The organism is Vibrio sp. 10N.286.48.F5 (assembly GCF_041469785.1).
GTDB classification, from domain to species: Bacteria; Pseudomonadota; Gammaproteobacteria; order Enterobacterales; family Vibrionaceae; genus Vibrio; species Vibrio crassostreae_C.
In genome coordinates this window covers 16780-43699 of sequence record NZ_JBFRLG010000012.1, presented here as the reverse complement: position 1 = coordinate 43699, position 26920 = coordinate 16780, and the positions used below count along the sequence as shown (strand labels likewise).

20 protein-coding genes are annotated in these 26920 nt (G+C 45.5%); 8 read left to right on the top strand and 12 right to left on the bottom strand.

The window, feature by feature from the left end:
- From AB4185_RS09120 to xsc, 7 genes are all read right to left on the bottom strand, one after another.
- Complete coding sequence (locus AB4185_RS09120; RefSeq protein ID WP_009845768.1) at positions 1-1341, bottom strand: TRAP transporter large permease; 1341 nt, start codon at positions 1339-1341, stop codon at positions 1-3.
- A gap of 37 nt (positions 1342-1378) precedes the next feature.
- Entirely contained in the window at positions 1379-1921 is a 543-nt protein-coding gene (locus tag AB4185_RS09115; RefSeq protein ID WP_009845769.1) for a TRAP transporter small permease, read from the bottom strand.
- A gap of 163 nt (positions 1922-2084) precedes the next feature.
- The gene (locus AB4185_RS09110) at positions 2085-3086 is read right to left on the bottom strand and encodes a TRAP transporter substrate-binding protein (protein WP_010431300.1); all 1002 of its coding nucleotides are present in this window, start codon (positions 3084-3086) and stop codon (positions 2085-2087) included.
- A 117-nt stretch (positions 3087-3203) separates the two neighbouring features.
- Positions 3204-4670, bottom strand: a complete 1467-nt coding sequence (locus AB4185_RS09105) for an FAD-binding oxidoreductase (RefSeq protein ID WP_017087370.1) — start codon at positions 4668-4670, stop codon at positions 3204-3206.
- 48 nt (positions 4671-4718) lie between these two features.
- Positions 4719-5156, bottom strand: a complete 438-nt coding sequence (locus AB4185_RS09100) for a nuclear transport factor 2 family protein (protein WP_016767899.1) — start codon at positions 5154-5156, stop codon at positions 4719-4721.
- A 264-nt stretch (positions 5157-5420) separates the two neighbouring features.
- Positions 5421-6236, bottom strand: a complete 816-nt coding sequence (locus tag AB4185_RS09095; protein ID WP_102363015.1) for an FRG domain-containing protein — start codon at positions 6234-6236, stop codon at positions 5421-5423.
- A gap of 354 nt (positions 6237-6590) precedes the next feature.
- Positions 6591-8402 (bottom strand): sulfoacetaldehyde acetyltransferase, encoded by a 1812-nt coding sequence (gene xsc / locus AB4185_RS09090; protein WP_004731917.1) that lies wholly within the window; start codon positions 8400-8402, stop codon positions 6591-6593.
- A gap of 262 nt (positions 8403-8664) precedes the next feature.
- On the opposite strand from xsc, the gene AB4185_RS09085 reads away from it, so the two are divergent.
- Positions 8665-9648 (top strand): MoxR family ATPase, encoded by a 984-nt coding sequence (locus tag AB4185_RS09085; RefSeq protein ID WP_198594123.1) that lies wholly within the window; start codon positions 8665-8667, stop codon positions 9646-9648.
- Positions 9649-9651: 3 nt separating this feature from the next.
- Positions 9652-11373 (top strand): cobaltochelatase CobT-related protein, encoded by a 1722-nt coding sequence (locus AB4185_RS09080; RefSeq protein WP_372135360.1) that lies wholly within the window; start codon positions 9652-9654, stop codon positions 11371-11373.
- Between the two features lie 51 nt (positions 11374-11424).
- Here the strand turns inward: AB4185_RS09080 and AB4185_RS09075 are convergent, their stop codons facing one another.
- Both AB4185_RS09075 and pta read right to left on the bottom strand, forming a co-directional pair.
- A complete protein-coding gene (locus tag AB4185_RS09075) occupies positions 11425-12192 on the bottom strand; it encodes a TSUP family transporter (protein WP_372103889.1) in 768 nt (255 codons plus the stop codon).
- 71 nt (positions 12193-12263) lie between these two features.
- On the bottom strand, positions 12264-13337 hold the full coding sequence (pta, locus tag AB4185_RS09070) for a phosphate acetyltransferase (protein ID WP_372135359.1): 1074 nt from the start codon (positions 13335-13337) through the stop codon (positions 12264-12266).
- Between the two features lie 154 nt (positions 13338-13491).
- On the opposite strand from pta, the gene AB4185_RS09065 reads away from it, so the two are divergent.
- Together AB4185_RS09065 and AB4185_RS09060 are read left to right on the top strand one after the other, a co-directional pair.
- Positions 13492-14280 (top strand): IclR family transcriptional regulator, encoded by a 789-nt coding sequence (locus tag AB4185_RS09065; protein ID WP_017064281.1) that lies wholly within the window; start codon positions 13492-13494, stop codon positions 14278-14280.
- Between the two features lie 93 nt (positions 14281-14373).
- On the top strand, positions 14374-15801 hold the full coding sequence (locus AB4185_RS09060) for an NAD-dependent succinate-semialdehyde dehydrogenase (RefSeq protein ID WP_372135358.1): 1428 nt from the start codon (positions 14374-14376) through the stop codon (positions 15799-15801).
- Positions 15802-16015: 214 nt separating this feature from the next.
- On the opposite strand, the gene AB4185_RS09055 is transcribed toward AB4185_RS09060, so the two are convergent.
- Together AB4185_RS09055 and AB4185_RS09050 are read right to left on the bottom strand one after the other, a co-directional pair.
- Complete coding sequence (locus AB4185_RS09055; RefSeq protein ID WP_372135357.1) at positions 16016-18199, bottom strand: malate synthase G; 2184 nt, start codon at positions 18197-18199, stop codon at positions 16016-16018.
- A 155-nt stretch (positions 18200-18354) separates the two neighbouring features.
- Positions 18355-19308 carry a LysR family transcriptional regulator gene (locus AB4185_RS09050; protein ID WP_012600244.1) on the bottom strand — a complete coding sequence of 318 codons (954 nt, stop codon included), beginning with the start codon at positions 19306-19308 and terminating at the stop codon, positions 18355-18357.
- Positions 19309-19438: 130 nt separating this feature from the next.
- Between AB4185_RS09050 and AB4185_RS09045 the strand changes: the two genes are divergently transcribed.
- Both AB4185_RS09045 and AB4185_RS09040 read left to right on the top strand, forming a co-directional pair.
- Positions 19439-21037 (top strand): isocitrate lyase, encoded by a 1599-nt coding sequence (locus AB4185_RS09045; RefSeq protein WP_372059003.1) that lies wholly within the window; start codon positions 19439-19441, stop codon positions 21035-21037.
- A 196-nt stretch (positions 21038-21233) separates the two neighbouring features.
- Entirely contained in the window at positions 21234-21812 is a 579-nt protein-coding gene (locus tag AB4185_RS09040) for a hypothetical protein (protein WP_017059982.1), read from the top strand.
- Between the two features lie 103 nt (positions 21813-21915).
- Here AB4185_RS09040 and AB4185_RS09035 read toward each other — a convergent pair whose 3' ends face one another.
- The gene (locus AB4185_RS09035) at positions 21916-22308 is read right to left on the bottom strand and encodes a cystatin domain-containing protein (protein WP_017064277.1); all 393 of its coding nucleotides are present in this window, start codon (positions 22306-22308) and stop codon (positions 21916-21918) included.
- 667 nt (positions 22309-22975) lie between these two features.
- Between AB4185_RS09035 and AB4185_RS09030 the strand changes: the two genes are divergently transcribed.
- On the top strand, positions 22976-24205 hold the full coding sequence (locus tag AB4185_RS09030; protein ID WP_372123926.1) for an acyl-homoserine-lactone synthase: 1230 nt from the start codon (positions 22976-22978) through the stop codon (positions 24203-24205).
- Positions 24198-26807: a response regulator gene (locus tag AB4185_RS09025; RefSeq protein WP_372123924.1), complete on the top strand. Its 2610-nt coding sequence runs from the start codon at positions 24198-24200 to the stop codon at positions 26805-26807. Before AB4185_RS09030 ends, AB4185_RS09025 begins: the two co-directional genes overlap by 8 nt.
- Positions 26808-26920: the final 113 nt, after the last annotated feature.

Sequence of the window (26920 nt, the reverse complement as noted above, 5' to 3'; positions counted from 1 at the left end):
CTAATAGCCCACTAAGGACGGTAGCCAAAGCGTAATTTGTGGGAAGAAAGCGATAACGAACACGCCGACTACGGATGCAAGAACAAAGGGATGGATCTTCGCGGTGATCTGCTCGACCGTGGCTCCACCTATTCCCGAGGCGACAAAGATATTTTCACCGAGCGGCGGTGTAGCAAAACCTATCGATAACGTACACACCACCACAATACCTACGTGGGTTGGATCTGCGCCTAGCATGTACATGATTGGCAACAGCACTGGCACGATAATCATGATCGCGGCTAACGTTTCCATGAACATGCCGACGAAAAGCAATAGCACAATAGTCAGTGCCCACACCATGTACATGTTGTCAGTGAAACCTAGCAATGACTCAGCCACCACGACCGGAATTTTTTGTTCGATTAACAAACGACCAAATACCGTTGCAGCGAATAGAATCAGCAACACACGCCCGGTAATCCATGTGGTTGTCGATAATGATTTGATGGTGCTTTTGAACGATAACTCTCGGTGAATAAACACACCCACAAACAGCGAATAGAAAATTGCCACAACCGCTGACTCTGTTGGTGTGAACATACCGCTGTAGATACCTCCGAGAATCAGAAATGGAGCCAGTATCGACCATATGCCACGGCGCAAAGCGTGTCTTACTTCGCCAAATGACCAATTCTCAGACAGCCCTTTATAGCCTTCTCGCTTGGCAATGAAGTAGTTAGTGACGACGAGTGTAGATGCCATGATGAAGCCAGGAACAACGCCCGCAACAAACAATTTAGGAATAGATAAAGAAGCAAATTGCCCGTGTTGAGCGATGGCTTCAGGCGGTGCCATTAATCCCATTGCTGAGATGCCGAAAATAACTAACGGGATGGATGGCGGAATGATAATCCCCAAGCCCCCTGATGCAGCCGTTACTGCCGATGCGTAACTCTTATCGTAATCTCGCTTAACCATTGCAGGCACCATTAGCATGCCTACCGCAGCGGTGGTTGCAGGGCCTGAACCTGAGATAGCACCAAAAAACAAACACGCCATGACCGTTGCAGCGCCAAGGCCACCCGTCACGGGTCCGGCTAAGCTCTCTGCAATATCCACCAGACGTTTGGAGATACCCGCCGCCTCCATTAATGCGCCAGCAAGAACAAAGGCTGGTAGTGCCATTAACGGGAAGTTACCCACCGAGGTAAACGCGATTTGTACTAAAGCGATAGGATTTTTGTCGAGCAACATATAGGCCGCCATTGAAGCGCCGGCCAGTGATACTGTGATTGGTGCACCCAGAATTAACAGGGTTAAGAAGCCACCAAATAAAATTAGAGTTAAATAGGATTCCATTATTACATCTCTCTATTACGGCTATTCTCTGTGACGACTACTGTGATGACTTTTGTGCCGTCATTTTGCGCAGTTCTTTGACTTCAGGATCTTCGTTCTTAGCGCCCTTAAATAAGCGCTCGTAGTTGTTCCAGATAATGCGCAGCATCATTAGAGAAAATGCGATCGGCAAAATCATATAGAAGTATTTCATTGGGATGCCTGTCGTCTGAGACTTCCAGAACAAATTCATTTTGTTGAACACGAAATCGTAGCTGAGATAAACAAAGTAGCCGTTAAACAGCAGCCATAAGAAGTCAGCGATGGTTTCACAGACGGTCTGAACAATTGGGGGGAAGAACTTGAAGTGAAAACTGACTCGGTTATGCGCCGACATCTTGGCCGCAACAACAGCCCCTAGATAGGCAAACCAAACAAACATGTAAGTAGCGACTTCATCACCCCAAGGTATGGAGTAATCGAAAAGCTGACGAGTAAGGATTTGTGTGAACAGCAATAGGACAAAGCTTGCTAGCAACAGACAACATGTATATTCCTCAATGTTGTTAAGATGCTTTTTTATTGTTTTAGCGACTGACATATAACCTCCAATGTTGATTTCCACATGACAACCAGTCGCTCGCGGTACTAAAAGATCAGGTACTGGACAGATCAACGAGTAAAGCCATGTAAATGCCCTATCTAACCGTTCTATCGCTAGGTGATTAAGTAGCGAAGAACAGCAGATAGGGCGAATCTAATCGTTACTTTCTACCTAGTAACTCAAGAACGTCGTCTAGCTTGTCTTTGCCTCCAATGCTTGAATAGAACTTAGGCCAAACTGACTTAGTGACTTTGCTGATCCACTCTTGCTCGTTGTCTGCTGGGTCAGTGAAGACCATGCCTTTTGCTTGCAGTTCTTCACGGATCTTGTTTTCAGTATTTTCTAAGTATGCAAAGCTGTGCTCTGTCGCTTCCTGACCCGCTTCAAGAATGATCTTTTGCATTTCAGGCGTCTGTTGTTGGAAGACAGTTTCACTGACGATTAGCGGTTCAAGAGAGAAGATGTAGCGAAGGTTTGTGACGTACTTTTGTACTTCATTGAACTTCATCGCATGCACAGTGATGTATGGGTTGTCTTGACCATCAACCACACCTTGCTGCAGGCCAGTAAATGTTTCTGACCATGCCATTGGTGTAGGGTTTACGCCCCATGCTTGGTAAGAAGCAATCATGATTTCGTTACGAGGAACACGAATCACTAATCCTTTTAGATCCGCTGGTGAAGCCACTGACTTTTTAGAGTTAGTCAGAACCCTAAAACCAGAATAAGCCCAACCAACGATACGAACGCCTGCATCACGAATGGTGTTATCGACAAGGTCTTGACCCACTTGGCCTTGAGTTAATAGCACCGCTTCTTCTGCACTTTGAATGACATAAGGCATGGTCAATAGACCAACCGTTGGGGAGAAAGGCGTCACGTTGTTGATCGCCAATACTGAGAAGTCGAGAAGGCCGATTGCCGCGTCGTTGACGGTGTCTTGCTCGTTGCCCAATTGACCATTCGGGAACAGGTCGATTTTGACTTTACCGTCTGTTTTTTGCTCCATCAATTCAGAAAATGATGTCGCTAATTCCCACTGAGTACCACCAGCAGCATCGCCGATAGCCATTTTAAAATTTGCTGCTGCCGCGGTATGAGATAGCATCGCTGTTGCTACAATTGTGACGCCAGCAATAATTTTATTTTTAATCAATTTCATAGTCTTAACCTTTCATATCATACAGACTTCCTGCCTGTACTTTGCTCACAAGGTGACCTGGTACAACTTTCCTGGTCGTAGTTCTATTTCCCTATTTTGGAAACAATGTTCGAGTAGCTAAAGCACTTCATCCTTTAACGAATACCACTGATAAAGGAACTGTTGCCCTACTCTTCGAAATGGTGCAAACATCTCAGATTCCACCACTTCCCTCACGTTGGGGAACGGAAGTTTTGATTCAAATATTGGCAAGTCAAGCTTATGACCTTCACCTGCGATCCACTGAGCAAGGCGCTTGCCTGCTTGAGCGGAGTACATCACACCATTGCCGCCATACCCTAGTGCGTAGAATATGGATTGCTTTGGATTCGGCTGATAGATTCTTGGCATCATGTCGTGGCTAACATCCACCCACCCCCACCATGAATAATCGATTTTGATCTGATCGAGAGAAGGGAATTTTCGAGTTAAATCCGCTCTCAACATGTCTTCGTATTTCTTTTCAGGTGCATTCTTGCCACTGATGGCACTGCGTGTACCGATCTGCACTCGGTTATCGGGTAACAAACGGTAGTAATGACGCAGGATTCTGGTATCAGTAATCACCTGATTGGTTTTGAAGTTACACGCGGCAATTTCGTCTTGAGTTAACGGACGTGTCACCATCGAGTTAGAAAGTACAGGTAATAGGCGATTCTTAAGCTCTGAATGCAAACCTTGGCTGGTATACCCACCGGTACAAACACCGACAGAACGAGCCTTAACCACACCACCTGGTGTTTTTAGATAGTGCACACCGTTACGTGTTTCCCAACCCATCACAGGGCTTGCTGGGTGAACTTTTACGCCGAGTGCTCTCGCCTTTCTTAGATAACCAAACGCCAGTTTCCCTGCATGGATGCCAATACCTTCTGGCTCATGCATTGCGCCTGCTGCTTCTTGGTCGCCAACGTAATCACGCTTTACGGTTTCCGCATCTAAGATCTGCGCATCGTAATCGAATGTGTCACGTAGCAACTTGGCTTCTTTCTCGAGTGTTGCCATCACTTTTGGACGGTGAGCAACGTATAAGTGGCCACCCGGCTGCGGGTCACAATCAATGTCTTTGATTAGAGACTTAAACGTGTTCATGCCATCGATGCATTCGCGGTGCATTTTTAGCGCGGTTTCGAGTCCCCAGCGTTCAATCCACTGAGAACGCTTCAAACGTCCTGACGCACACTGAGCTTGACCACCATTTCGGGTACTGCAGCCCCAACTCATACGGTTAGCTTCAATCACAATCGCTTTAATGCCGTACATTTCAGCAAGGTGTATCGCAGTGCTTAGGCCTGTGTAGCCTGAACCGATTATCGCCACATCGACATCCATATCCGATGTAATTGGGCCATCATCTTCAGGTGGCGCGCCTGCGGTATCTACCCAATAAGTAGGGGCGTATTCCTTACCGTGACCTGGGCTCTTGTCTTTAAGTGGATCGTATTTTGGATCGTATCTTTCTTTTGCTTGGGTACTTTCTTGTACTTGGGTGCTTGTCACCTTTGGCGGCACATCGGCTGCCGGTTGTTCCATTACTAAACTCATAATTCGACTCTCCTAGTCATAACACGTGAACGGGTTGTGGTTTCGTGTCTAGCTCTTGGGAGTGTTGTTAGGAGTCAAAAGAGGTCGTGTTTTACGGAAGGCATTTTTTACGCTGATTTTCCCCTCTTTCAGGGTAAACACATCAACCATACGAGCTTCGATGACGGTGCCATCAGGGTTAGTCGCAGAGAACGTTGATTCGCTTACCGCGCGGTCGCCACATACAAAGTGGACAGGGTCGCTCCAGGCTGCATCTGGAAAGTTCTGCCAAACCAATTCAAAGCTATTGCGAACGGCTTCGTACCCTTCGATAGTGTTTCCAAGTTCGCCTTCTCCTGCCACGGTGTGGAAGACACAGTCTTCGGTCATAAACGACATTAGCGCTTCAATATCATGGTTATTCCATGCATCACTAAAAGACTGTAAAAAGGCGGTGTCGACTTGGTTTTCCAGCACGAATGTCGCTGCATTGGTTTGCATATTCATATTCCAGAATCCTTTATGTTTTCGTTATTGGTTTAAATTTCAGTAGCTTTGCGCCACTTTTTTATTAGAGTGTTTAAACTAGATCTGTGAAAATTTAACAACTTGATAACAAGATTCGCCACTCTAACTTCGAGTTACTTTATAAACAATCTTTAAGCTCACAGATTTCATCTTTTTATAAATTAATTGGTGTTCTAATTTTATTTATCTCGTAATCACTAGATTTATATGAGCTCTAAATAAAATCAGTAGAAATATTAGACTTTAGTCGAAATCAAAATCTTGATGGTACTTTCGGCCATACTGCTCAAGCTGGCGATCATGAGTATTAACTTGTAATTCGATATTACCCTCACCTTTATTCATTGCTTGATTGCTATCTACATGGGCTTCATTTTTTAAATCAGTCAGTGTCTCTTCAATATATTCTGTCGGTTCATTTAAAACATTCATGGAGATTAATTCCTTTATCAGGTTTACTTTCGTTGATGGAAGAATATGAACGGACACTAGACCGTTTGAATATTCTTTCTCATCGTACAAAGGCTGAATGGCATCATTGCCACCTTCCTTAAATGGGTGAATGGAATACCACTTATCTTTTCGTTGCTCTTGCTGATCACAATCAGCCACATTGAATATCTGAGTCTTATTGAAGTCACATGGTGAGTTAAAAACACTAACCTTATGATAATCAATGGCTTTAATAATATTGATACAGTCTTTACTTTGGCTATGACATACAGACCACAGCGCATTAATCAGGTTATCTGTCCACTCAAGTAAACGTGTTGGAAACCCCTGTTTCTTGGCTAAACACATCAATAACCAGTCGTTTATCTCGTGTGCACTCAACGAATGCCCGCCATAAACTCTCACGGTCGAGAGAAGTTCTTGTTCGACACGGCGAATATTCTTTCGATTTGAGCGACCTAAGCTTGGCATCAGATTATTATTTTCATAATCACACACGTTATAAATCAAACCACGATGCCCACTACACTCAGCAATGAGTGAATCGATTATTTCATACAGCTCTTCGAGTGAGCTTATATAACGTTTATTTTTCACAACATTCATACAATAAGTCACTTAATTTATATTCGGTAAAGTTAAAGCATTAATAATCACGTTAATCAATGGTTCAATTGGTATCGTTGTAATTATTGAAAAATGATAATAGGTATATATCTTCGTCAAAGATGATCATTTATGGATCCATTAGTTCAGGATCGAACAATAATAATGAGTGACAAAATTTATATAGCTATAACCACTTATGTACCGATGGGAAATTTAATTAGTGTTCTAATGTTTAAATAGAAGTTATTGAACTAAGCGTTTACGTTCTTCACTTAAGCACTTTGCCAATACCCGTTAATATTGTCCGACCACGCTCTTTATAATGCGGTGGCCGGACAAACTTCCTATGACTTATACGTAATCTTTGTATTTATCTAGGAAACGAACCGGTGTTGATAGTGCATCTCGGCGGAACGGGTCGCCCAATTCCTGAGTACACATAATTTCAATGATGGTTGTTTTGCCTTCGTTCATCTGCATGTCGATGGCTTTTTGCAGGGTTGGACCTACATCTTCTAGCTTATCAACCGTGATACCTTCAGCGCCCATTGCTCGTGCGATCTCTGCAAAGCTCTGGTTTTCAAGTTCACCCGCAACAAAACGTCGGTTGTAGAAGTCGACTTGGTTCTTCTTCTCTGCACCCCATTGACGGTTGTGGAATACCACGGCTGTCACTGGAATGTTATGGCGAACACATGTCATGGTTTCCATTAGGCTCATGCCCCACGCACCGTCGCCAGCATAAGAGATAGCTGGGCGATGAGGTGCCGCTGCTTTCGCACCAATGATGGTCGGGAACGCATAACCACAGTTACCGAAGCTCATTGCAGCAAAGAAGCTACGTGGTTTCTCAAAGCGTAAGTAGCTGTTTGCCACTGAGTTGATGTTACCGATGTCCGTCGAGACCATTACGTCTTCAGGCATCGCTTTTTCTAGCTCACGCAATACTTGGCGTGGGTGTAGATATTCGCCACCAGAGAACGGAGTCTCGTGTGAGTTTTCCTCAATCATATCTAAGCTGAACGAGTCACGTTCATGTGTCCACTCATCAAGCTCTTTTTCCCACAGTGCTTTCTCTGTTGCCACTGTATCTTGACGAGCGCCTTTGTTGTCATCACACAACAGTGCGCGGCCTTCCAATCTTTCAGATAGAGCAACCGCAGCGGCTTTCGCATCGCCACAGATACCAACCGAAATCTTCTTAACCAAGCCAAGCATCTTGTTGTCTGCGTCAATCTGAATGATTTTCGCGTTCTTCGGCCAGTAGTCCATGCCATGTTGAGGCAAGGTACCAAATGGACCAAGACGTGTACCCAAAGCGATAACAACATCCGCTTGAGCCATCAACTTCATTGCTGCTTTCGAACCTTGGTAGCCTAAAGGACCACACCATAATGGGTGACTCGCAGGGAAAGAGTCATTATGTAGGTAGCTGTTCACTACGGGTGCGCCTAATCTTTCCGCCAACGCTGCACACTCTTGAACTGCATCTGCCATTACCACGCCGCCACCAGAAATGATGACTGGGAATTTCGCTTCAGCAATCAGGTCTGCCGCTTCATTTAGAGATTTCTCACCACCTGGACCACGGTCTAAACGCGCGGGTTTAGGGATCTCGGTTTGAGTTTCGCCGTAGAAATAGTCACGTGGAATATTCAGTTGAGTCGGACCCATTTCGCTCATTGCGCGGTCAAAGCATCGACCCGTGTATTCCGCCATACGGTCTGGGTGTGTTACGTGTCCTTGATACTTAGTAAACTCTTGGAACATTGGAAGTTGGTTACACTCTTGGAAACCACCTAAGCCCATTGTTTTAGTGCCTGTCTCTGGCGTCACAATTACGACCGGGCTATGTGCCCAGAACGCCGCTGCAATCGCAGTCACACAGTTACTAATACCTGGGCCATTTTGCCCGATAACTACGCCGTGGCGACCAGATACACGAGAGTAACCATCTGCCATGTGAGCAGCACCTTGCTCGTGTACCACTGGGACCAATCGAATGCCAGCAGGAGCAAAGATATCCATTGCGTCCATAAATGCTGACCCCATGATGCCGAACATGTCGGTAACATCATTAGCAACCATAGTTTCAACGAACGCTTCTGATGGTGTCATTGTTACTGTGCCGGAAACAACCGTACGTTTTTCTTGCTCGCTCATTCTTCCATTCTCCTTGAGTTAACCAAAATTTCATTTTTCGGAATGAATTGTCTCTTTTTCGGATTCATTTTCACCTTAGTAGTAGAATTTTTGCGCGTCAACTTTTTATATTAAATTGGAACAATTCATTCTAATTAATAAAACTAGATCACATTATTGGTAGTTTTTCGTACAAAAAGTGCCATTAACTTAAGAGGAGCTGTTAATAATCGATGTCATATCGCGATAGCAGCGACAAGTGATGAGCTATATAGAGGGAAATATGATGAAAGAGGCGGAATTGATACCAACGCAACCGGTAAGTGTAAGAGAACGCTTTGGGATCGACAGCAATCTAACCGTGATGGCATTTGAACATGCGGGCGAATATGTGCCGAAAGTCGACCCTAATTACTGTTTTGACCCCGAAGTGACGCTGGCTATATTGGCGGGGTTCACCTCCAATCGTCGCACGCTGATTCAAGGCACACATGGGACGGGCAAGTCATCTCACATTGAGCAAATTGCCGCGAGATTGAACTGGCCATGCTTGAGGATCAACCTAGACGGACACTTAAGTCGCTTGGATTTCATAGGTAAAGACAGCATCGTCATTAAAGACGGAATGCAGGTAACAGAGTTTAAAGAAGGCATTCTTCCGCAGAGCATTCAACAACCCATCGCACTGGTGTTAGATGAGTACGACGCTGGTCGCCCTGACGTGATGTTTGTGATTCAACAACTATTAGAGCAAGACGGGAAATACACCTCTTTAGAACAAAACCGAGTGATCACGCCTCACCCTTCTTTCCGCCTGTTTGCTACCTGCAACACGCTTGGCTTGGGTAACTTCTCAGGTTTGTATTCGGGCACTCAAGTGCTTAACCACAGTCAATTAGATAGATGGAACATCATCGCTACGCTTAACTATTTAGATCCACAGCATGAAACCAAGATCGTGTTATCCAAGCTTCCAAATCTGAATAATGAGAGTGGTCGACAACTGGTTGAGAAAATGATCGCCACCGCAGGATTAACGCGTAACGGTTTTCGGGCTGGTGACCTTTCTACGGTGATGTCTCCACGAACGGTGCTTACTTGGGCCGAAAACATCCAAATATTCGACGATGTTGCGACGGCATTTAGGCTGTCATTCTTGAATCGCTGTGAAGACGAAGAGAAAGAACTGGTTAGCGAATACTATTTCCGTTGCTTTGGTGAAGATTTAGAAACGCCTATTCAAAACTATTCCCACTCGGAGTCGTAAACCATGGCCAATGTTTCTTCTCAGCAGAAAAAGATCCTCGATCTTGGGGTGTCTGTCGCCAGAGCGATCAGCGGTGAGTTGAGTCTGAATTATCGGGGAGAACGTCTCTATAAAGGCAATAGCCCCTGTTATTATCAGTCTGCACATACTAACGATCTCACCTTTGTGTCTCGCCACGAGTTGAAAAACAGCAAGCTTTCGATGCAAGGCAAGATCGATTCATCGGCACTGCGACTCTTGCTTTCAGATGCTGACCTCCATTATTCATTGCGACCGAAAAACGAAGTCGAACGTCTGTTATATGATTTCTGCGAACAAGTACGAATTGAATCGCAAGTTCCATCTTATCTAAAAGGTGTTACCACCAGCATTCAGTTCAATTTTGCGCATTGGAGCGACCAATATCATCAGAATGGTTTCACCGAATCACGAATAGGCATGTTGCTATTTACTCTGATGCAAATCATCCACACCCGCTTAACCGGTGTTCCAGTTTCGGAGCCTATTGCTGAGACCATTGAATCGACTCGCGCCGGCATCGTGCCTACTTTCGGGTATAGCCTGAAGCGCTTAAAGCAACATAGAACCGACCAACAACAGTTTGCTCACTGCGCGAAGGAGCTTGCAGCCCTTGCGCAAGAGTTAATCAACCAAGAACAAGAGAGCGATAACGCTGCCACGCCAACGGTCGAAGAAGACATCAAGATCCTTGCGCAGCTTGCCTTGATTGTTGATGGTGACATTCAAGATGAAGACGTCGATACCGACATCACAGGCAGTAGCAAGGTATTCGAACTCTCGGGTGCCAATTATCAGGTCTTTAATTCAGAATTTGATCAAGTCATCGTGGCAGACAAACTCGTCAGGCGCGCTCTATTACTCGAACTGAGGCAGAAACTCTCCGATGACATCATGGCGAGACAAGTCAACACTCGCCGTTTAGCCGCGATGCTCACTCGCTTTGTTGCCACGCCACAAACGAACCGACGTCAGGATCATTTAGAAGAAGGCATTGTTAACGCCACGACCATCACCAAGCTCATCACATCGCCATTAGATCGCACTGTCTTTTATCAACCTGATATCGGCGCATCTCATCAATGTGCTATCACGTTTTTGATGGACTGCTCAGGCTCAATGCAAAAGCACAGTCACAAGCTAAGCCTACTGATGGATACAATTCTCAAATCCGTTGGACTGGCCAACATTCCATTTGAGATTATTGGCTTCACTACCAATAACTGGAACGGTGGCAGAGTCTATCGGCAGTGGCTTAAACAAGGTCAGCCGAAACACCCAGGCCGCTTAAACGAAATTCGACATATTGTGTTTAAAGATATTGATACACATTGGAGACGCTCTCGCCTTGGTATTGCGAGCCTTCGGAAAGCAGACATCTTTAAAGAAGGGATTGATGGCGAAGCGATGCAGTTCGCTAGTCAGCGGTTGCAGCAGCATAGCGCACAACGAAAGGTTTTAATCGTGTTCTCAGACGGCTGTCCGATGGATACCGCCACCAGCACCGCCAACGATCAGTTCTATTTGGATAACCACCTCAAACAAGTGATTGAACGTGAGTCGACCAAAAACGGAATTGAGATTCATGGGGTGGGAATGGGCGTCGATTTAAGCCCGTACTACCGCAGTAACATCACCTTAGATGTGCAGGAGAGCTGCTTATTTGGATTATCTAAGAGCATCTTTGAGATGCTAAAGCGTGTTTAAACAGGGAAGCTTAGGCTAGCGAATCACTAGCCTCCTTTGTCGAGAATGGTTTTACGAGGAGCCAAACAACGACCATGCAGAGACAGCCATCAAATATCCGCCTATCAGCATTAACACCGTAAACACCAGCTTTCTGAGTTGATCATTAGACAACGGCGATGGGAAACGCCGAGCAAACATTGTGACAAGCGCCACCAGAGGAACAGCAATAGCGGATAACCACAATATGCTCTGTTCCATGTCGCCCGCCGCATAGACATTGACCGTACGGGACATCGACGTACAAGCGAAAACCATCAGCAGTGTGCTTCGCACCAGATCGAGCGAAAAAGGTTGCCGATAGAGATGATAAACAATCGGTGGACCTGCCATCCCAAATAATCCCCCCGCTAACCCAGAGCTAAATCCTGAGACAAGGAAAGATACGGTTGTCGAACGGACCGTTCTAGTTTTAGGTTTAAACATAAAGCTCAAACCAGCGAACAACACCATGGCACCCAATAGCCCTCGTAGGATTTGGGTTGCCGACTCGCTCAACGCGTCCAGCAAGTACACGCCCATCGATACGCCGGGAATAATACCGATGACTAACACCACCAGAATCTTGAGTTCCCCAAGCAGTGGCTTACCCATCAACGCCACCAAGCAATTGAACAAGGTCACAATACTGACCACAGCGGCTATAACGGGTAGGGATACCAAATTAAGGCTGACCGTTAGCCCAATCACAATGATACCGAGACCAAATCCAGTGACAGTTTGGAAATAAGTACCTACCGCAATGGTGGCAAGAATGGCGAGTAAAACAGGTAACTCCATTAGCTATCCTAATTAGGTTATTTGGGGGTAAATATGAGTGCAAGATTCCGCATTAGTTTAAGCAACGAGTGTTAATACCGGAATTCAAACTCCGACTCTTCTCTTTCTTCAACATCAGCTTCAGAGTCAGCCTTAGAGTCAGATGCTTTCCCTTGCTGCGCTTGTACCGCGGTAACGGCAATGACATTAAAGATATCTTCGGCACTACAGCCTCTGGACAAGTCATTCGCTGGTTGATTCAGCCCTTGCAGCAACGGGCCAATCGCAACAGCCCCACCTAGCCTTTCCGCAAGCTTATAACCGATATTACCGGCTTCTAAGTTAGGAAATATCAACACGTTAGATTGACCTTTGACCTCTGAATCAGGCAACTTTTTCGCCGCTATTTCAGTGACAATCGCCGCATCGAGTTGAACGTCCTGATCGACGGCGATTCCGGGACAACGTTGTTTTACGAGTTGAGCCGCATTACGAACCTTATCGACCGATTCGTGTTTGGCACTCCCGTTGGTCGAAAACGACAGCATCGCTACTTTAGGCTCTTCCATCAGTAGCGTTTGAGCACTGTTTGATGCGGCCACGGCAATCGATGCCAGCTCGGTTTCAGTGGGGTTAATCACCAAACCACAATCGCTGAAAATCATACCGCCTTTAAGATTATGGAAAGGCTCACACAACATCATCAGAAAGAAACTGGACACCAATTCACTGTCTGGCGCGGGGCCGATAATCTGAAGCGCAGCTCGCACGACATCAGACGTGGTATAAACCGCACCATTAACTGTGCCATCCACCAGCCCCTCTCTGACCATCAAATTGGCAAAAACGAGTGGGTCTAGAACCAGCTCTAGCGCATCATCGTAAGTCATACCTTTCGCTTTTCTTAATGTATACAACCGCTCAGCGAGGACTTCTTTGAGTGATGACGCTTGTGGGGAGACAATGTGAATGCCCACAAGATCAATGTGATGTAATTCTGCAGCAGCGATGATCGCTGGTTCGTCCCCGACTAGGGTGATGTGAGCGAGCTGTTTGTCGATTGCTATTCTTGCAGCAGCTAGCACTCGCGGGTCCTCCGCTTCACTCAAAACAACGCGCTTACGATCTAAATGAGCTTTATCAATAATCCGTTCAATCGCCTTCATCTTTAAATTCCATTTATTGAGATTAATTATTCCATAATTTATATTTATATTATTGGAATAACAAAAAAGGTCAAATTTTATTCAGATAATTGAAGAATAATGATTTAGTATGTACACTCTTAGGCATAGACATATCGCAAGGATGAATCACTGTATGCAAACAGAAACACCGCAAGTTCAAGGGGATACACCGACCCTCCGACTTTTTGCACTATTAGAGGTGATAGCGCAAAAAGACGAGTTTATTTCTCTGCAAGGTTTAGTCGAAGAGACCGGATTGCCAAAACCCACGCTGCACCGAATGCTTCAACAGTTAGAAGCGGCGGGCATCATTCAAAGAGATGGCGACGAAAAGCACTACAGCTCAGGTATTCGACTCAGAAAACTTGCCGAAAACCTACTTTTGAATAGCACCATGCACAGCGCGCGACGCACTATCCTTGAGAACCTGAGAGCAGAAGTCGGTGAGAGTTGTAACCTGACCGCTCTTTCAAGTGGCGAAATCATCTATCTCGATCGTGCCGAAACTGAAGCCCCCCTTCGCTTTCACCTGCACCCCGGCTCTCGCGTTCCCGTGCACTGCTCGGCTACTGGAAAACTGTTTTTAGCTCATATGTCTAAGTCGCAGCGCAGACGATTAATTGAAAATGTGCCGCTGACTCAATACACAGTAAACACGATTACCGACTATTCGACTCTAGAGAAAGACATTGAAGAAGCGAAAATCCAAGGTTTTGCTATTGATGACGAAGAGTTTTTACCAGGCTTAGTCTGTATCGCAGTGCTGATCCCATCACCAACAGGTCAATCAAACCTAGGCCTAGCGATACAAGCGCCTGTGATTCGAGTGAAACCGGACGAAGCAATAAAATTCTTGCCCGCACTTCAAAAAGCAGCAAAAGCATTAGCGAAGATAGAAGCAGACAACTGGGCGCAAGAATAACCTTGGCAGGCTAAAGCGAATCATCAGCACTGCATAGACATCAACTCAATAACAGCACCAACACGTGTTAAGTAATCATCAAGAAGGAATCACATGCTAGAAATTAATAACCAGCGCTTACTCTCTTTTATGGTGACAGAAGCGAATAACGCGGTTGCCGTGACCAATCCAGCAACGGGTGAACTCATCGGGCACGCACCGGTATCATCAAAAACAGAGTTAGCGAGCGCGATTGAACGAGCTCATTTAGCACAGAAAGAGTGGGCAAAAATTCCTGCTAAATCTCGTGCTGCACTGCTTCATCGCTGGCACCAGCTGATCCTTGAAAACAAAGATGACCTTGCTCGAATCATGACAATGGAACAGGGTAAGCCGTTAGCCGAAGCGACAGGCGAAGTGGTGTATGGCGCGAGCTTCATTGAGTGGTTTGCAGAAGAAGCAAAGCGCACTTATGGTGATTCCATTCCTAGCACAGTCGCTGGCAAACGCTTGGTGACCATCAAGCAGCCTATTGGTGTCGCATGTGCGATTACGCCATGGAACTTCCCTATTGCAATGATCACTCGTAAAGCGGCTCCTGCCTTAGCTGCGGGTTGTAGCTTTGTCGTGAAACCTTCGGATGAGACACCGCTTTCCGCGTTTGCTGTGGTTGAACTGGCTTATCAAGCGGGTATCCCTAAAGATCTACTTCAAGTGGTGCTTGGTGAAAGCCCTGAACAAGTGGGCAACCTATTCACTTCGCATCCGCTTATCAAAAAAATCTCTTTCACTGGGTCGACCCGTGTGGGCAGTATTTTGATGGCTCAAGCAGCAAAAGGCATCAAACGCACCTCAATGGAACTTGGCGGTAACGCACCATTTATTGTGTTTGACGATGCCGACATCGATGCAGCCGTTCAAGGGGCAATGGCGTCGAAGTTCCGTAATGCAGGTCAAACATGTGTCTGTGCAAACCGATTCTACGTTCACAGTAAAGTGTACGATGAGTTTGTGGCTAAATTTGATCAAGCGGTTCAGCAGCTTAAGATTGGTAACGGCTTAGATGAAGGTGTCACGATTGGCCCTGTTGTCAGCCTGAACGCAAAGAACAACATCCAAGCTTTGGTAAACCGAGCGATTGAACAAGGTGCCACGCCTGTCACGCCAACTCAGGAACTTAATGGGCTTTTCATTCAACCTGTTGTTCTTAAAGATGTAAAACACAGCATGGACATCGTTCAACAAGAGATCTTTGGCCCAGTCGCGCCCGTGATGAAATTCGACACGGACGAAGAGCTTATCGAGATGGCCAACGATACGATTTATGGTTTGGCGTCTTACTTCTACAGTCAGAACATCCACCGAGTGTGGAACATTGCAGAAGCGCTTGAGTACGGTATGGTCGGCATTAATGATGGTCTAATCTCAACCGAAGTCGCGCCTTTCGGTGGTGTGAAACAATCAGGTATTGGCCGTGAAGGTGCGAAAGAAGGCATCGATGAGTACATGGACATTAAGTATCTTTGCTTTGGCGGAAAATAAGGTTGGTAGTAACTAAGTTCTGGCAGTGATTAGGGCTCGGAAATAATTAAGTCTTAGTGAGCACTAACCTGCCCCATTCTCCCCCCTTCCCACCACAAAAATGAATCAAAAAAAAGCCGCGCTATAAAAGCGCGGCACCTTGGGCTCGGTTAAAGGGGGGGGGGTTCTTTTTTTAGTATTTTACATTCTCTATTTTTGTTATTCGGTTGCTTCGCTATTCCTGTGCTTTCAGTTTTAGACGCATCGCGTGCAGTACTGGCTCGGTGTAACCGCTCGGCTGAGCACAGCCTTCGAATACCAACTGACACGCCGCTGAAAATGCAATGCTGTTTTCAAAGTCAGGCGCCATGTTACGGTAGCTCTGGTCGCCAGCGTTTTGCTCATCCACCACTGCGGCCATGCGCTTCATGGTTTTCATTACCTGAGCTTCCTCGCAAATGCCGTGACGTAACCAGTTCGCAATATGTTGGCTTGAAATACGCAGCGTCGCTCGGTCTTCCATCAAGCCGACATCGTTAATATCAGGTACCTTCGAACAACCAACGCCTTGGTCAATCCAACGAACCACATAACCCAAAATACCTTGGGTGTTGTTATCCAGTTCACTTTGAATATCTTGCGCGGTAAGCTTTTGATCGCCCAGTAACGGGATAGTAAGAATATCATCGACATTGGCTCTCACTCGCTCACGAAGCTCTTTCTGACGGCTTGGTACACTCACCTTATGATAGTGCAGCGCGTGCAAAGTCGCGGCGGTTGGAGAAGGAACCCAAGCGGTATTGGCACCCGCTTGTGGATGTCCGATTTTCGCGTCCATCATCTTCGCCATATTATCCGGCTCTGGCCACATACCTTTACCAATCTGGGCTTTACCTTGCAGGCCACAAGCTAAGCCAAGATCAACGTTTTGATCTTCGTATGCGCCAATCCAAGTCATGGTTTTCAGCTGTGTTTTAGGAGCAAAAGGCCCCGCTTCCATACTGGTGTGAATCTCATCACCCGTTCGGTCTAAGAAACCTGTGTTGATAAACACAACACGATCTTTAGCTGCACGAATACATTCTTTAAGGTTAACCGAAGTACGACGCTCTTCGTCCATGATGCCGACTTTTATCGTGAATCGATCTAGCCCTAATGCATCTTCAATACGGCCAAACAATTCATTAGTAAAGGCGACTTCTTCAGGGCCATGCATCTTAGGTTTTACGATGTTGATACTGTTCGCAGTCGAGTTTTGGTACGCGCTGTTGCCTTTTAAATCATGCATCGCAATTAACGAAGTGATCATGCCATCCATAATGCCTTCAGGCACTTCATTACCTTCGGCATCAATAATCGCAGGGTTAGTCATCAAGTGGCCGACATTACGGATGAACAACATGCTGCGGCCTTTTAGTGAAATCTCACCACCCGTCACGCTGGTGTATTGGCGATCGGGATTAAGGTTACGAACAATAGTTTTGCCGTTTTTCTCTAGTGATTCTTGCAGATCACCTTTCATCAAGCCTAACCAGTTACGGTAAGCCAATGCTTTGTCTTCACCATCAACTGCAGCAACCGAGTCTTCGCAATCCATAATGGTTGTTAGGGCAGCTTCGACCAACACATCTTTAATACCCGCCACATCAACGCTACCAATCGGTGCGCTTGGGTCAATTTGAATTTCGATGTGCAGATTATTGTGTTTAAGAAGAATGCACGAAGGGGAACTTGCGTCACCTTGATAGCCAATGAACTGGTCGCTATCAATGAGAGTGACTTCTTCGCCGTTATCGAGTGTCGCTATGAGCTTATTGCCGATGCTAGCGTTACTGATGCTGTATTTGGTCACGTCTTTATGAGAGACACCGTTTAATGGCGCTGCATCATCAAGGAACTCACGAGCATAAGTCACTACTTTAGCGCCACGAGCAGGGTTAAAGCTTCCGCCCTTTTCCGCGCCATCACTTTCACTGATCACGTCCGTTCCGTAGAGCGCATCATATAGACTGCCCCAACGCGCATTGGCTGCGTTAAGTGCAAAGCGTGCGTTCATGATTGGCACCACAAGCTGCGGCCCTGCTTGTGTTGCGATCTCAGGTTCTACGCTGGCTGTCGTCACTTGAAAGTCATCGCCTTCAGGAACCAAATAACCGATCTGCTGTAAGAACTGTTTGTACTCTACAGGATCTAGCGTTTGCCCGGCACGCTCTTGGTGCCAAACGTCAATTTGATGTTGAAGATCTTCACGCTTGATAAGCAATGCGCGATTTTTTGGCGCCAAATCTTCAAGAATGGTTGCAAATGATTGCCAAAAGTCTTCAGCGACAATGCCTGTTCCAGGAATCACCTGCTCATTAATTAATTGGTAGAGGGTGCTATCAATGTTCAAGCTTCCCTGTTGAATACGACTGCTCATAAAATCTCTCTCAAACTAATTGATGGCTACTCAATAAATTTTCGTGACTAGCTCAAATTTACTTTACTGATTTAAACTTACTTAACGGACATGAATTTAGCTAATTTATGCCGGTTATATTGGATATTCATATAAAAAATACCCTACAAACTATGTTATTCCGTCACTCCACTCTCGATTTCGTTAGCGACACTTTTAATCAAACGACGCATCCACTGATGGTCTGGATTGGTTTGTAACAATGGACTCCACGCCATCTTCACCTCAAAGGGTTCAATCGCAAATGGCGCAGGCTTGATCAACAATCTAGGATTATTGCGCTGCAGTTGAGCTGCTTTGGTAGGAATAGTCAGGATAAGGTTCTTCTGCTGAGCGAAGAGAATCGCCGACAAATAGTGTCGAGTAAACACCGTGATGTTACGGGTTTTACCGATGCGCATTAATGCCTCATCTATCCAACCAAGCTTTTGTGCTTCACTTGGGTTTATTCCCACTCCCGTTCCCATACCTGTCTTACTTACCCAAATATGTTGTGCCTTTAAATAAGACAAAATATCGAAGTTGTCGGCGATCGGGTTGTCACAACTAAATAGGCAAGAAAACCCGTCGTGCCAGAGGCTCATCTGGTGAAACGACTGAGGAATATCGTCAAATCGGTTGATAATTATATCAACGGTACCTTGCTCTACATCCTGATAACTCACGTCACTTGGCGTCATGATATCCAGTCGTATTTTCGGTGCTATCTCACTTAACCTTTTCAGAAGAGGTTGAATAATGGTCGACTCTGCATAGTCACTCGCCATGATACGAAACACGCGTTCACTGTCTTCTGCATTAAACTCTGTGGTCGGTTGCAGTGTCTTCTCTACATTCGCCAAGATGTTTCGAATCAGTGGCTGCAACTTATGCGCGCGTTCGGTCGGTATCATCCCTTCACTTGTTCTTACTAATAGCGGGTCTTCAAACAGATCACGCAATCGGCGAAGGCCATTACTCATGGCAGGCTGAGTAATACCCAATTGATTTGCTGCTCGTGTAACGTTTCTCTCACGTAGCAACATGTCTAAATACACAAGTAAATTAAGGTCTATACGAGCAATATTCATAAGAAAAATACCGAATATAATAACTATAAATTAACAAAATTATCACATGCGTGGTTATTCTTTGTCCATAGCAAAGTTTTAATCCAAGCCAATTTGGCAACCATACCCCACGTGAAACTAAGGAATAGTTATGTCGCAAATTACACAAGATATCGAAATGATAGAAGTTGCAAAAAGCGCTGCAGGTGCTCCATGGGATGCAATCAATGCTGAATCTGCTGCTCGTATGCGAGCTCAAAACAAATTCAAAACAGGTCTAGATATCGCGCAATACACGGCAGATATCATGCGTGCGGATATGGAGGCTTACGATAAAGACAGTTCTCAATACACTCAGTCTTTAGGCTGCTGGCATGGTTTTATCGGCCAACAAAAGTTGATTTCTATTAAGAAGCACTTTGATGGCAAGACAGACCGACGCTACCTATACCTATCAGGCTGGATGGTTGCAGCACTTCGCTCAGACTTTGGTCCACTTCCAGACCAATCTATGCATGAGAAAACATCGGTTGCAGGCCTAGTAGAAGAACTATACACATTCCTGCGCCAAGCTGATGCACGTGAACTGGGTGGTTTATTCCGTGAGCTAGACGCTGCACGTGAAGCGGGCGACGTTAACCAACAAGACCTTATCCAAGACAAAATCGACAATCACGTAACACACGTGGTGCCAATCATCGCCGATATCGATGCAGGTTTTGGTAACGCAGAAGCGACCTACCTAATGGCTAAGCAGATGATTGAAGCAGGCGCATGTTGTCTACAAATTGAAAACCAAGTTGCCGATGAGAAGCAATGTGGTCACCAAGACGGCAAAGTAACGGTTCCACACGCTGACTTCCACGCAAAACTTCGCGCACTTCGTTACGCTTTCCTTGAACTAGGCATCGACAACGGCGTTATTGTTGCTCGTACCGATTCTCAAGGTGCTGGCCTAACAAAAGAAATCGCAGTAGTGAAAGAGCCGGGCGACCAAGGTGATATCTACAACTCATACCTAGATGTTGAAGAGATCGATGTTGCAGATATGGCAGAAGGCGACGTTTGCTTTAACCGTGACGGCAAGCTAGTTCGACCTAAGCGTCTACCTTCAGGCTTATACCAATTCCGCCAAGGTACTGGTGAAGACCGTTGTGTATTCGACTGTATTGAAGCAATCAACGCGGGTGCTGACCTACTATGGATTGAGACTGAGAAGCCACACATCGGTCAAATCAAAGAGATGATGGACGGCGTACGTGAAGTTCACCCTAATGCGAAGCTGGTTTACAACAACTCTCCATCATTCAACTGGACGCTAAACTTCCGCCAACAAGCATACGATGCGATGGTAGCAGAAGGTAAAGATGTTTCAGCTTACGACCGTGCAAGCCTAATGAGCGCGGAATACGATGAAACTGAACTGTCTGCAAGCGCTGACGAGAAGATCCGTACATTCCAAGCAGACGCATCACGTGAAGCGGGTATTTTCCACCACTTGATTACGCTACCGACTTACCACACTGCTGCGCTGTCTACTGACAACCTAGCGAAAGAGTACTTCGGCGACCAAGGCATGTTAGGTTACGTTGCGAATGTTCAGCGTAAAGAAATCCGCCAAGGCATCGCATGTGTTAAACACCAAAACATGTCTGGTTCTGACATGGGTGATGACCACAAAGAGTACTTTGCTGGTGAGAACGCACTAAAAGCTGCAGGTGAAGCGAATACATCGAACCAATTTGATTAATCGCTAACGCTAAAGCCTCCCCCGTCCTTCTCTCTTACTTAGGTAAGATCCGGGGGAAGGCTTTGAGATAAAGCTTGTACTGCCAGCTTTATCTCAAAGCCTCAGATTTGTGTTCCACACCACGGTTAACCGAACAACTTCTGTTTAAGCTAACTGTATACATATTTGTTCAGATTCCTATTTGTTGAGAGTGCCTATGACTTCAATACCTACACACCTACAAGATGCAAAAACACTGTTATCAGAGAATGGTTTCGCGACGGGTGATACTTGGTATCACGGCACATCTTCAGCTTTATTGGCTTCGATTCAAGGCCAAGGTTTAAAACGTTCTGGAGACAAAGCGCTCAACGAAGCAGCTTCAAAAACTATGGCAACCATCGGCAACAACTATACCGAATCGGTTGAGCCAGTGTTTCTCACTCAGAGTAAAGAACTGGCGTACTACTGGGCTCAACAAACCGTTCGTGAGCGAGGCGTTCGATTCGAAGGTGAAGAACAACCTATCGTACTAGCGGTAAACCTATCTGAAAAGCAACGCACCAAAGTAAGACCGGACGTAGGCGCAATGAGTCTATTGATGATGAGTGTGGGCGAGCAATTCATGTCTCATCTCACTGAAATTTATCAAGCCAACAACATTGCAGGCCCCGACATCGAGCTTCGCACTGCCGATCGCATGGACTACCTCAATAAACTCGGTATGGCCTACATTGATGAAGACATCAGCCGTGCTTGTGTTCAGGAGTTAGCTGAGCCCGAGTTGGCCGACTGAAAACGTTCAACAAATCAGTCTTCTTAAAAACAAAAATGGCTCCCAACACGGAGCCATTTTTATTTGCTATCAGCCTATCTCACAAGACACTGGCACATCTAGATTATGAGCACAGAAGACCTTTCTGTGCAGGTTGCGTCATTTCGATGTCACCTTGTAGAGAACGGTAAACGATGGTGTTCCACACTTCACCATTATCCATTTCAAACTCAATAGCGTAATTCAAACCCGCGACAACCTGAGTTCGAACACTCAAGATCTGCTTGAGCTCAGCTGAAGTGTTCATTTGGCTAAGAACTGCGTTTAAAGCTTGCTTGGCTTCTGGTGTTATCTCACTTTTCGACCAACCACCCGTCAGGTTTTTAGTGCTGCAGATGGGGTTCGCATTCTCTTGCGGTTGAGTTGGTACTTCTGATTTCTGACTACACCCAGCTAACGCCACGACACTAAACAAGGTTGCTGTTCCAAGTAATGATGTTAATCGTACGTTCTTCATAAATTCTCTCTACCTCAATCATTTACGAGGGATTACTCGCAATAATGTTTCATATGCAGGCAAGCTTAAACCTCGAATGTCATCACTTCATCAGAGATTATGGTGTAACTACTCTATAAACACAGGAGATTGTCAGGAAAACAAGACGAGCACTGGAGCTCTGCTTTTATCCACCTGATATTTAAATCATTAAAATGAGTAGCGAGAGAATAAGCGAGTATAAGACAGATATAATGCATCAGTTAATTACATATCTCATACCAAATACCTTCACACTGTAATTAATAAGATGAGCTCATGTTGATTTGGATTGTGATATTGGTTCAAAAAATAGATATTTGAGATTATTTTATAAATTCAAAAGTTTATGCTCGGCTTAATCATGTCTGATTTTAAAACTGTGATCCATCCCTACAAGTTGTTGATAATAATGTACTTTGTCCATCTGTGAATTCATTCAAATATGGAAAATCTTTATTGTTAAGGGTGGGTGCAAGTAGTAAAATCTCACCCGATTATGCAACTTACTTCTCACAACATGGACACAAGTAAAGTTACGATTGGCTCTCTCAAAGTAACGTAACTTCAAACACATACCTAAAATCAGTGTCCTATAGATAGTGCAGATCAAATAAAAATAATTATATAAACCTAGGCTAGGTTAAACATGAAATTAACGTCGTCTTTAGGCTCACTGTTGGCTAGCAGTCTGTCTATCGAAATAAAACAGCGAGCGCTGATAGAGCTCGTCATCAACACTTATCAGCCACATGAGCGCACTGAGCTTTTTCAAAGCGTGACTGAATATCGTAGAAGCCAATTAGAATTGCTTTTCCCAGAGCATCAAAACAAAAGCTACTCTGTATTGTTTGAGGTGATGGACTACCGCGATCTGATTCTGCGCTATCCAAATACACTATCTGCAGAGATTGCTCTTCTAGAGCAGGCTGTAGGGCAGTGCTATATGCATTGGCTAGATTTCTGGTGTGAGTGTGAAATTGCTGCGATCAAAGCAAAATCTCCATTAAATCCAAGCTCCATTTCTCATGTCGACCTCCCTATCAATGACAGTGCTTATTACGGTGCGATCATCGAACAGATAGAACATGAGCCACTTTTGGTACAAACACCGAGTCACCCACAAGGAATGCCAATCAGCGATGCCATTGCTTTAAGCAATCTCGAGGTGTTCATCAAGGGCGAGAAATGGTTTGAGATGCTGCCTTTATTACACCTTTCTCAGGCAGGTAAGCATTTTATTCTGCTCAAGCATCCAGTCGATGAAGCCTTTCCAACACTGGTTTCCTCTGCGCTGATTCAAGACTGGTCTAAGAATGACACTTGGCTAAGTTACGCACCGCCGTTCAGCAATGAGCAATGGCAATACTGTTTACCCAATTACGGCAACGATGAACTCGCAGGGTTACAACTTTTCACACCGCCTACACTGTCAAAATGTTACTCTCTCCCAGAATTTGACCAACAATTCCAGTTACAATTGTCCGACAAAGATGCCCTGTGTGAGGTGTTACGTCTGACAGTCAGTGGCAATACCCAACAAAAGCTCTATTTCCTCTACCTTTCTCAAAAAGAGCTGATGAGTGTGTTACACCAAATAGGCTATAAGATTGGCTTCACTATTATCGAGCAACCTTTCATGCTTCAGTTTTATCAAACCATTGATTCCAATGCATACTTCCATTCTGGATATTGCGAATTAAATGACGATGGCACGACAATTTATCGTGGATTCTGGAATTTTGAGATGATGGTAAAAGCGTTCAATAATGTCGATTTTCGAAGCTACAAACGCGCAGTGCGAGAAAGCAGAAAGTCATTAGAAAAGTCGCGCTCGGCAGGAAAAACTAGCTCGGTGAAAAAGGATGAACATGTTTGATTTCGGCCTAGAGGCGATCATCTATGCAAAAGCAATCACACTGCTTGCAACCGTGGCTGTGGTTGTCATGTGGTTGTTCTATTACTGCTATCGCCTGAAACAGAAGAACGAAGTGATCGCAGGGACACACCATGCCCCTTACATCGCGTATTCGATCTGCATTGTTGCGTGGATCAGCAGTAACGCTTATTTCCATACCGACTTATTACCGGAACTTGGGGCCTCGGCCGCCGTGTTCGCCGCAAAGTTTGCCAACCTCGCCTCGTTCTTTGCGTTTGCCTTTGCCTATTACTTCTCGTGCAAACTCGCCGCTGAACAACGTAATGGTAAGGTTCATGTGTGGCAGCAAGCCATTTTCGTCACCCTGACCGTCTACTCCTTCTTTATCAATTTAAGTCCGGGGTTAACCGTTGAACACGTCACCATTGCAGGCCCAAGCCAGTTCGTGATTGAGTTTGGCCCGCATACGCCGTACTTCTTTATTGGGATGATTAGCTTTGTAGTGCTAACACTACTCAACCTGGTGGCCATGCGCGCCAACAGCAGCAAGCTAACTTTAGCCAAAACCAACTATATGATCGCCGGCATTTTAGTCTTCATGCTGTCTACTGCGACGATCCACCTAGGCATGACCTACTTCTTGCGTGATTTCTCGCTCACTTGGCTGCCACCAGCTTTGTCGATAAGTGAAATGTTGTTCGTTGGCTATGCCCTGCTGACCTCGCGCTTCTACAGCGTGAAATACCTGGCGTACATGAGCCTAAATGCGATGTTGGTTTGTGCTATTTTGGTGATCCCTTTTGGCGCGATATTTATCCCGCTGACAGACGACAGTCAATGGCTTGTTGCTATCCCAATCTGCGCGATTATCGGCATCACGTGGCATGTTCTCTACAAGCGCGTAAGCCACTACGCCTCGTTCTTTGTCTACGGAAACAAGAAAACGCCAGTACAACAGATCCTCTCACTAGAAGACGATTTCAAGCTGTCGATTGATGATGCAATGCGTCGATTAGGTAGCCTATTGCAGATTCCCGAAGACAAGTTGCGTCTGGTGAACAGCAACTACAACGAAACCTTCTACGAAGATTACCTGTCTACCAACAAGTCCGTTTTAGTGTTCGATGAGCTGTCTCAGGAGCTTGATTACACCGCACCAGCCAAGCGCTCGATAAAAGCCCTATATGACAAGATGAGCTCAAACGACACCGCTTTGGTGATGCCTTTATTTGGTCAGGGGAAATCGGTCACGCACTTATTGGTCTCATCACATAAGAGCAACGATAAGATGTTCTCTAACGAAGAGATCTCTGCACTGCAAACCTTGTTAACTCGTGTACAAAGCACCATTGAAGCCGATAGACGCATTCGCCAAAGTCGCGCGCTTGCTAATTCTATCGCACACGAAATGCGTAACCCGCTGGCTCAAGTGCAGCTGCATTTTGAGGTGTTAAAACAGCACATTGATAACCAAGCCCCAGCTAAACAAATCCTAAAGGATATTGAGAATGGCCAAGCGGCGATTCAACGCGGGCGACAACTGATTGATATCATCCTGCGCGAAGTCAGTGACAGTACGCCTGAACACGGCCCTGTGGCCATGACCTCTATCCACAAAGCCGTAGATCAAGCCGTAAGCCACTATGGTTTTGAGAATGAAAAGATCATTGAACGCATTCGTTTACCACAACACGCTGATTTTGTAGCAAAGCTCAATGAAACCTTATTCAATTTCGTTATTTTCAACCTGATACGTAATGCAATCTATTACTTTGATTCTTATCCAGAAAGCCAAATTGAGATCAGCACCAACACAGGGCCTTACGAGAACGTTCTGATATTCCGAGATACCGGCCCTGGCATTGACGAAGCCATTGCACATAAGATCTTTGATGACTTCTTCTCTTACCAAAAAAGCGGTGGTAGCGGCCTAGGGCTTGGCTATTGCCAACGTGTGATGCGTTCATTTGGCGGCCGAGTTGAGTGCCACTCTAAACTTGGGGAGTTTACTGAGTTCCACCTGTACTTCCCGGTAGTACCCAATGCACCCAAAGCAGACGCACTTCGTACGCCTTACTTCAATGATTGGAAAAGTAATCAAACCACAACTGAAAACAAACCCAACGCAGAAGTTAAGCCAGATAACCAAGCGGAAACGCAAAGTTCAGAGCCAACAAGTACGCTAACCCCAGAGAACCATTTGGCTCCAACCGTGCTTATCGTCGATGATAAAGAAGTGCAACGCACGCTTGTTCAGATGTACCTGAGTCGACTTGGCGTAAATAGCTTACAAGCTAAAAACGGCGAGAATGCCGTCGAGCTGTTCAAAACACACAAGGTCGATTTGATCTTAATGGACGTACAAATGCCGATAATGAATGGTTTTGACGCAAGCCAAATCATCAAGGCACGCTCTCCTCAAACGCCAATCATTGCTTTGTCTGGCGAATCAGGACAGCACGAGTTAGATATGATCAGCAAGTTGATGGATGGTCGCCTAGAGAAACCAACCTCCTTGAACGTACTGCAACACGTGCTCGATAACTGGCTTGAAAAAGACTGGGCGTCGAATGCTCCCAAAGAAACCGAAGATGAAGAGTAAATTCAGGAAAACACGAATCGCAATTTAGCCAGCTGATTACTGTTTGTCTCATTACATTGCTTTAATTATTCATCAAAAAGCCAGCCGAACAAGGCTGGCTCTATCAGAACTAA

What these genes read in the sequence shown, in the direction of transcription:
- AB4185_RS09095 (WP_102363015.1), bottom strand. Translation starts at nt 6,236, where the DNA reads ATGAATGTTGTGAAAAATAAACGTTATATAAGCTCACTCGAAGAGCTG.
- AB4185_RS09045 (WP_372059003.1), top strand. Translation starts at nt 19,439, where the DNA reads ATGTCGCAAATTACACAAGATATCGAAATGATAGAAGTTGCAAAAAGC.
- AB4185_RS09105 (WP_017087370.1), bottom strand. Translation starts at nt 4,670, where the DNA reads ATGAGTTTAGTAATGGAACAACCGGCAGCCGATGTGCCGCCAAAGGTG.
- AB4185_RS09035 (WP_017064277.1), bottom strand. Translation starts at nt 22,308, where the DNA reads ATGAAGAACGTACGATTAACATCATTACTTGGAACAGCAACCTTGTTT.
- AB4185_RS09120 (WP_009845768.1), bottom strand. Translation starts at nt 1,341, where the DNA reads ATGGAATCCTATTTAACTCTAATTTTATTTGGTGGCTTCTTAACCCTG.
- AB4185_RS09030 (WP_372123926.1), top strand. Translation starts at nt 22,976, where the DNA reads ATGAAATTAACGTCGTCTTTAGGCTCACTGTTGGCTAGCAGTCTGTCT.
- AB4185_RS09080 (WP_372135360.1), top strand. Translation starts at nt 9,652, where the DNA reads ATGGCCAATGTTTCTTCTCAGCAGAAAAAGATCCTCGATCTTGGGGTG.
- AB4185_RS09085 (WP_198594123.1), top strand. Translation starts at nt 8,665, where the DNA reads ATGATGAAAGAGGCGGAATTGATACCAACGCAACCGGTAAGTGTAAGA.
- AB4185_RS09040 (WP_017059982.1), top strand. Translation starts at nt 21,234, where the DNA reads ATGACTTCAATACCTACACACCTACAAGATGCAAAAACACTGTTATCA.
- AB4185_RS09110 (WP_010431300.1), bottom strand. Translation starts at nt 3,086, where the DNA reads ATGAAATTGATTAAAAATAAAATTATTGCTGGCGTCACAATTGTAGCA.
- xsc (WP_004731917.1), bottom strand. Translation starts at nt 8,402, where the DNA reads ATGAGCGAGCAAGAAAAACGTACGGTTGTTTCCGGCACAGTAACAATG.
- AB4185_RS09025 (WP_372123924.1), top strand. Translation starts at nt 24,198, where the DNA reads ATGTTTGATTTCGGCCTAGAGGCGATCATCTATGCAAAAGCAATCACA.
- AB4185_RS09050 (WP_012600244.1), bottom strand. Translation starts at nt 19,308, where the DNA reads ATGAATATTGCTCGTATAGACCTTAATTTACTTGTGTATTTAGACATG.
- AB4185_RS09100 (WP_016767899.1), bottom strand. Translation starts at nt 5,156, where the DNA reads ATGAATATGCAAACCAATGCAGCGACATTCGTGCTGGAAAACCAAGTC.
- AB4185_RS09055 (WP_372135357.1), bottom strand. Translation starts at nt 18,199, where the DNA reads ATGAGCAGTCGTATTCAACAGGGAAGCTTGAACATTGATAGCACCCTC.
- AB4185_RS09060 (WP_372135358.1), top strand. Translation starts at nt 14,374, where the DNA reads ATGCTAGAAATTAATAACCAGCGCTTACTCTCTTTTATGGTGACAGAA.
- AB4185_RS09075 (WP_372103889.1), bottom strand. Translation starts at nt 12,192, where the DNA reads ATGGAGTTACCTGTTTTACTCGCCATTCTTGCCACCATTGCGGTAGGT.
- pta (WP_372135359.1), bottom strand. Translation starts at nt 13,337, where the DNA reads ATGAAGGCGATTGAACGGATTATTGATAAAGCTCATTTAGATCGTAAG.
- AB4185_RS09065 (WP_017064281.1), top strand. Translation starts at nt 13,492, where the DNA reads ATGCAAACAGAAACACCGCAAGTTCAAGGGGATACACCGACCCTCCGA.
- AB4185_RS09115 (WP_009845769.1), bottom strand. Translation starts at nt 1,921, where the DNA reads ATGTCAGTCGCTAAAACAATAAAAAAGCATCTTAACAACATTGAGGAA.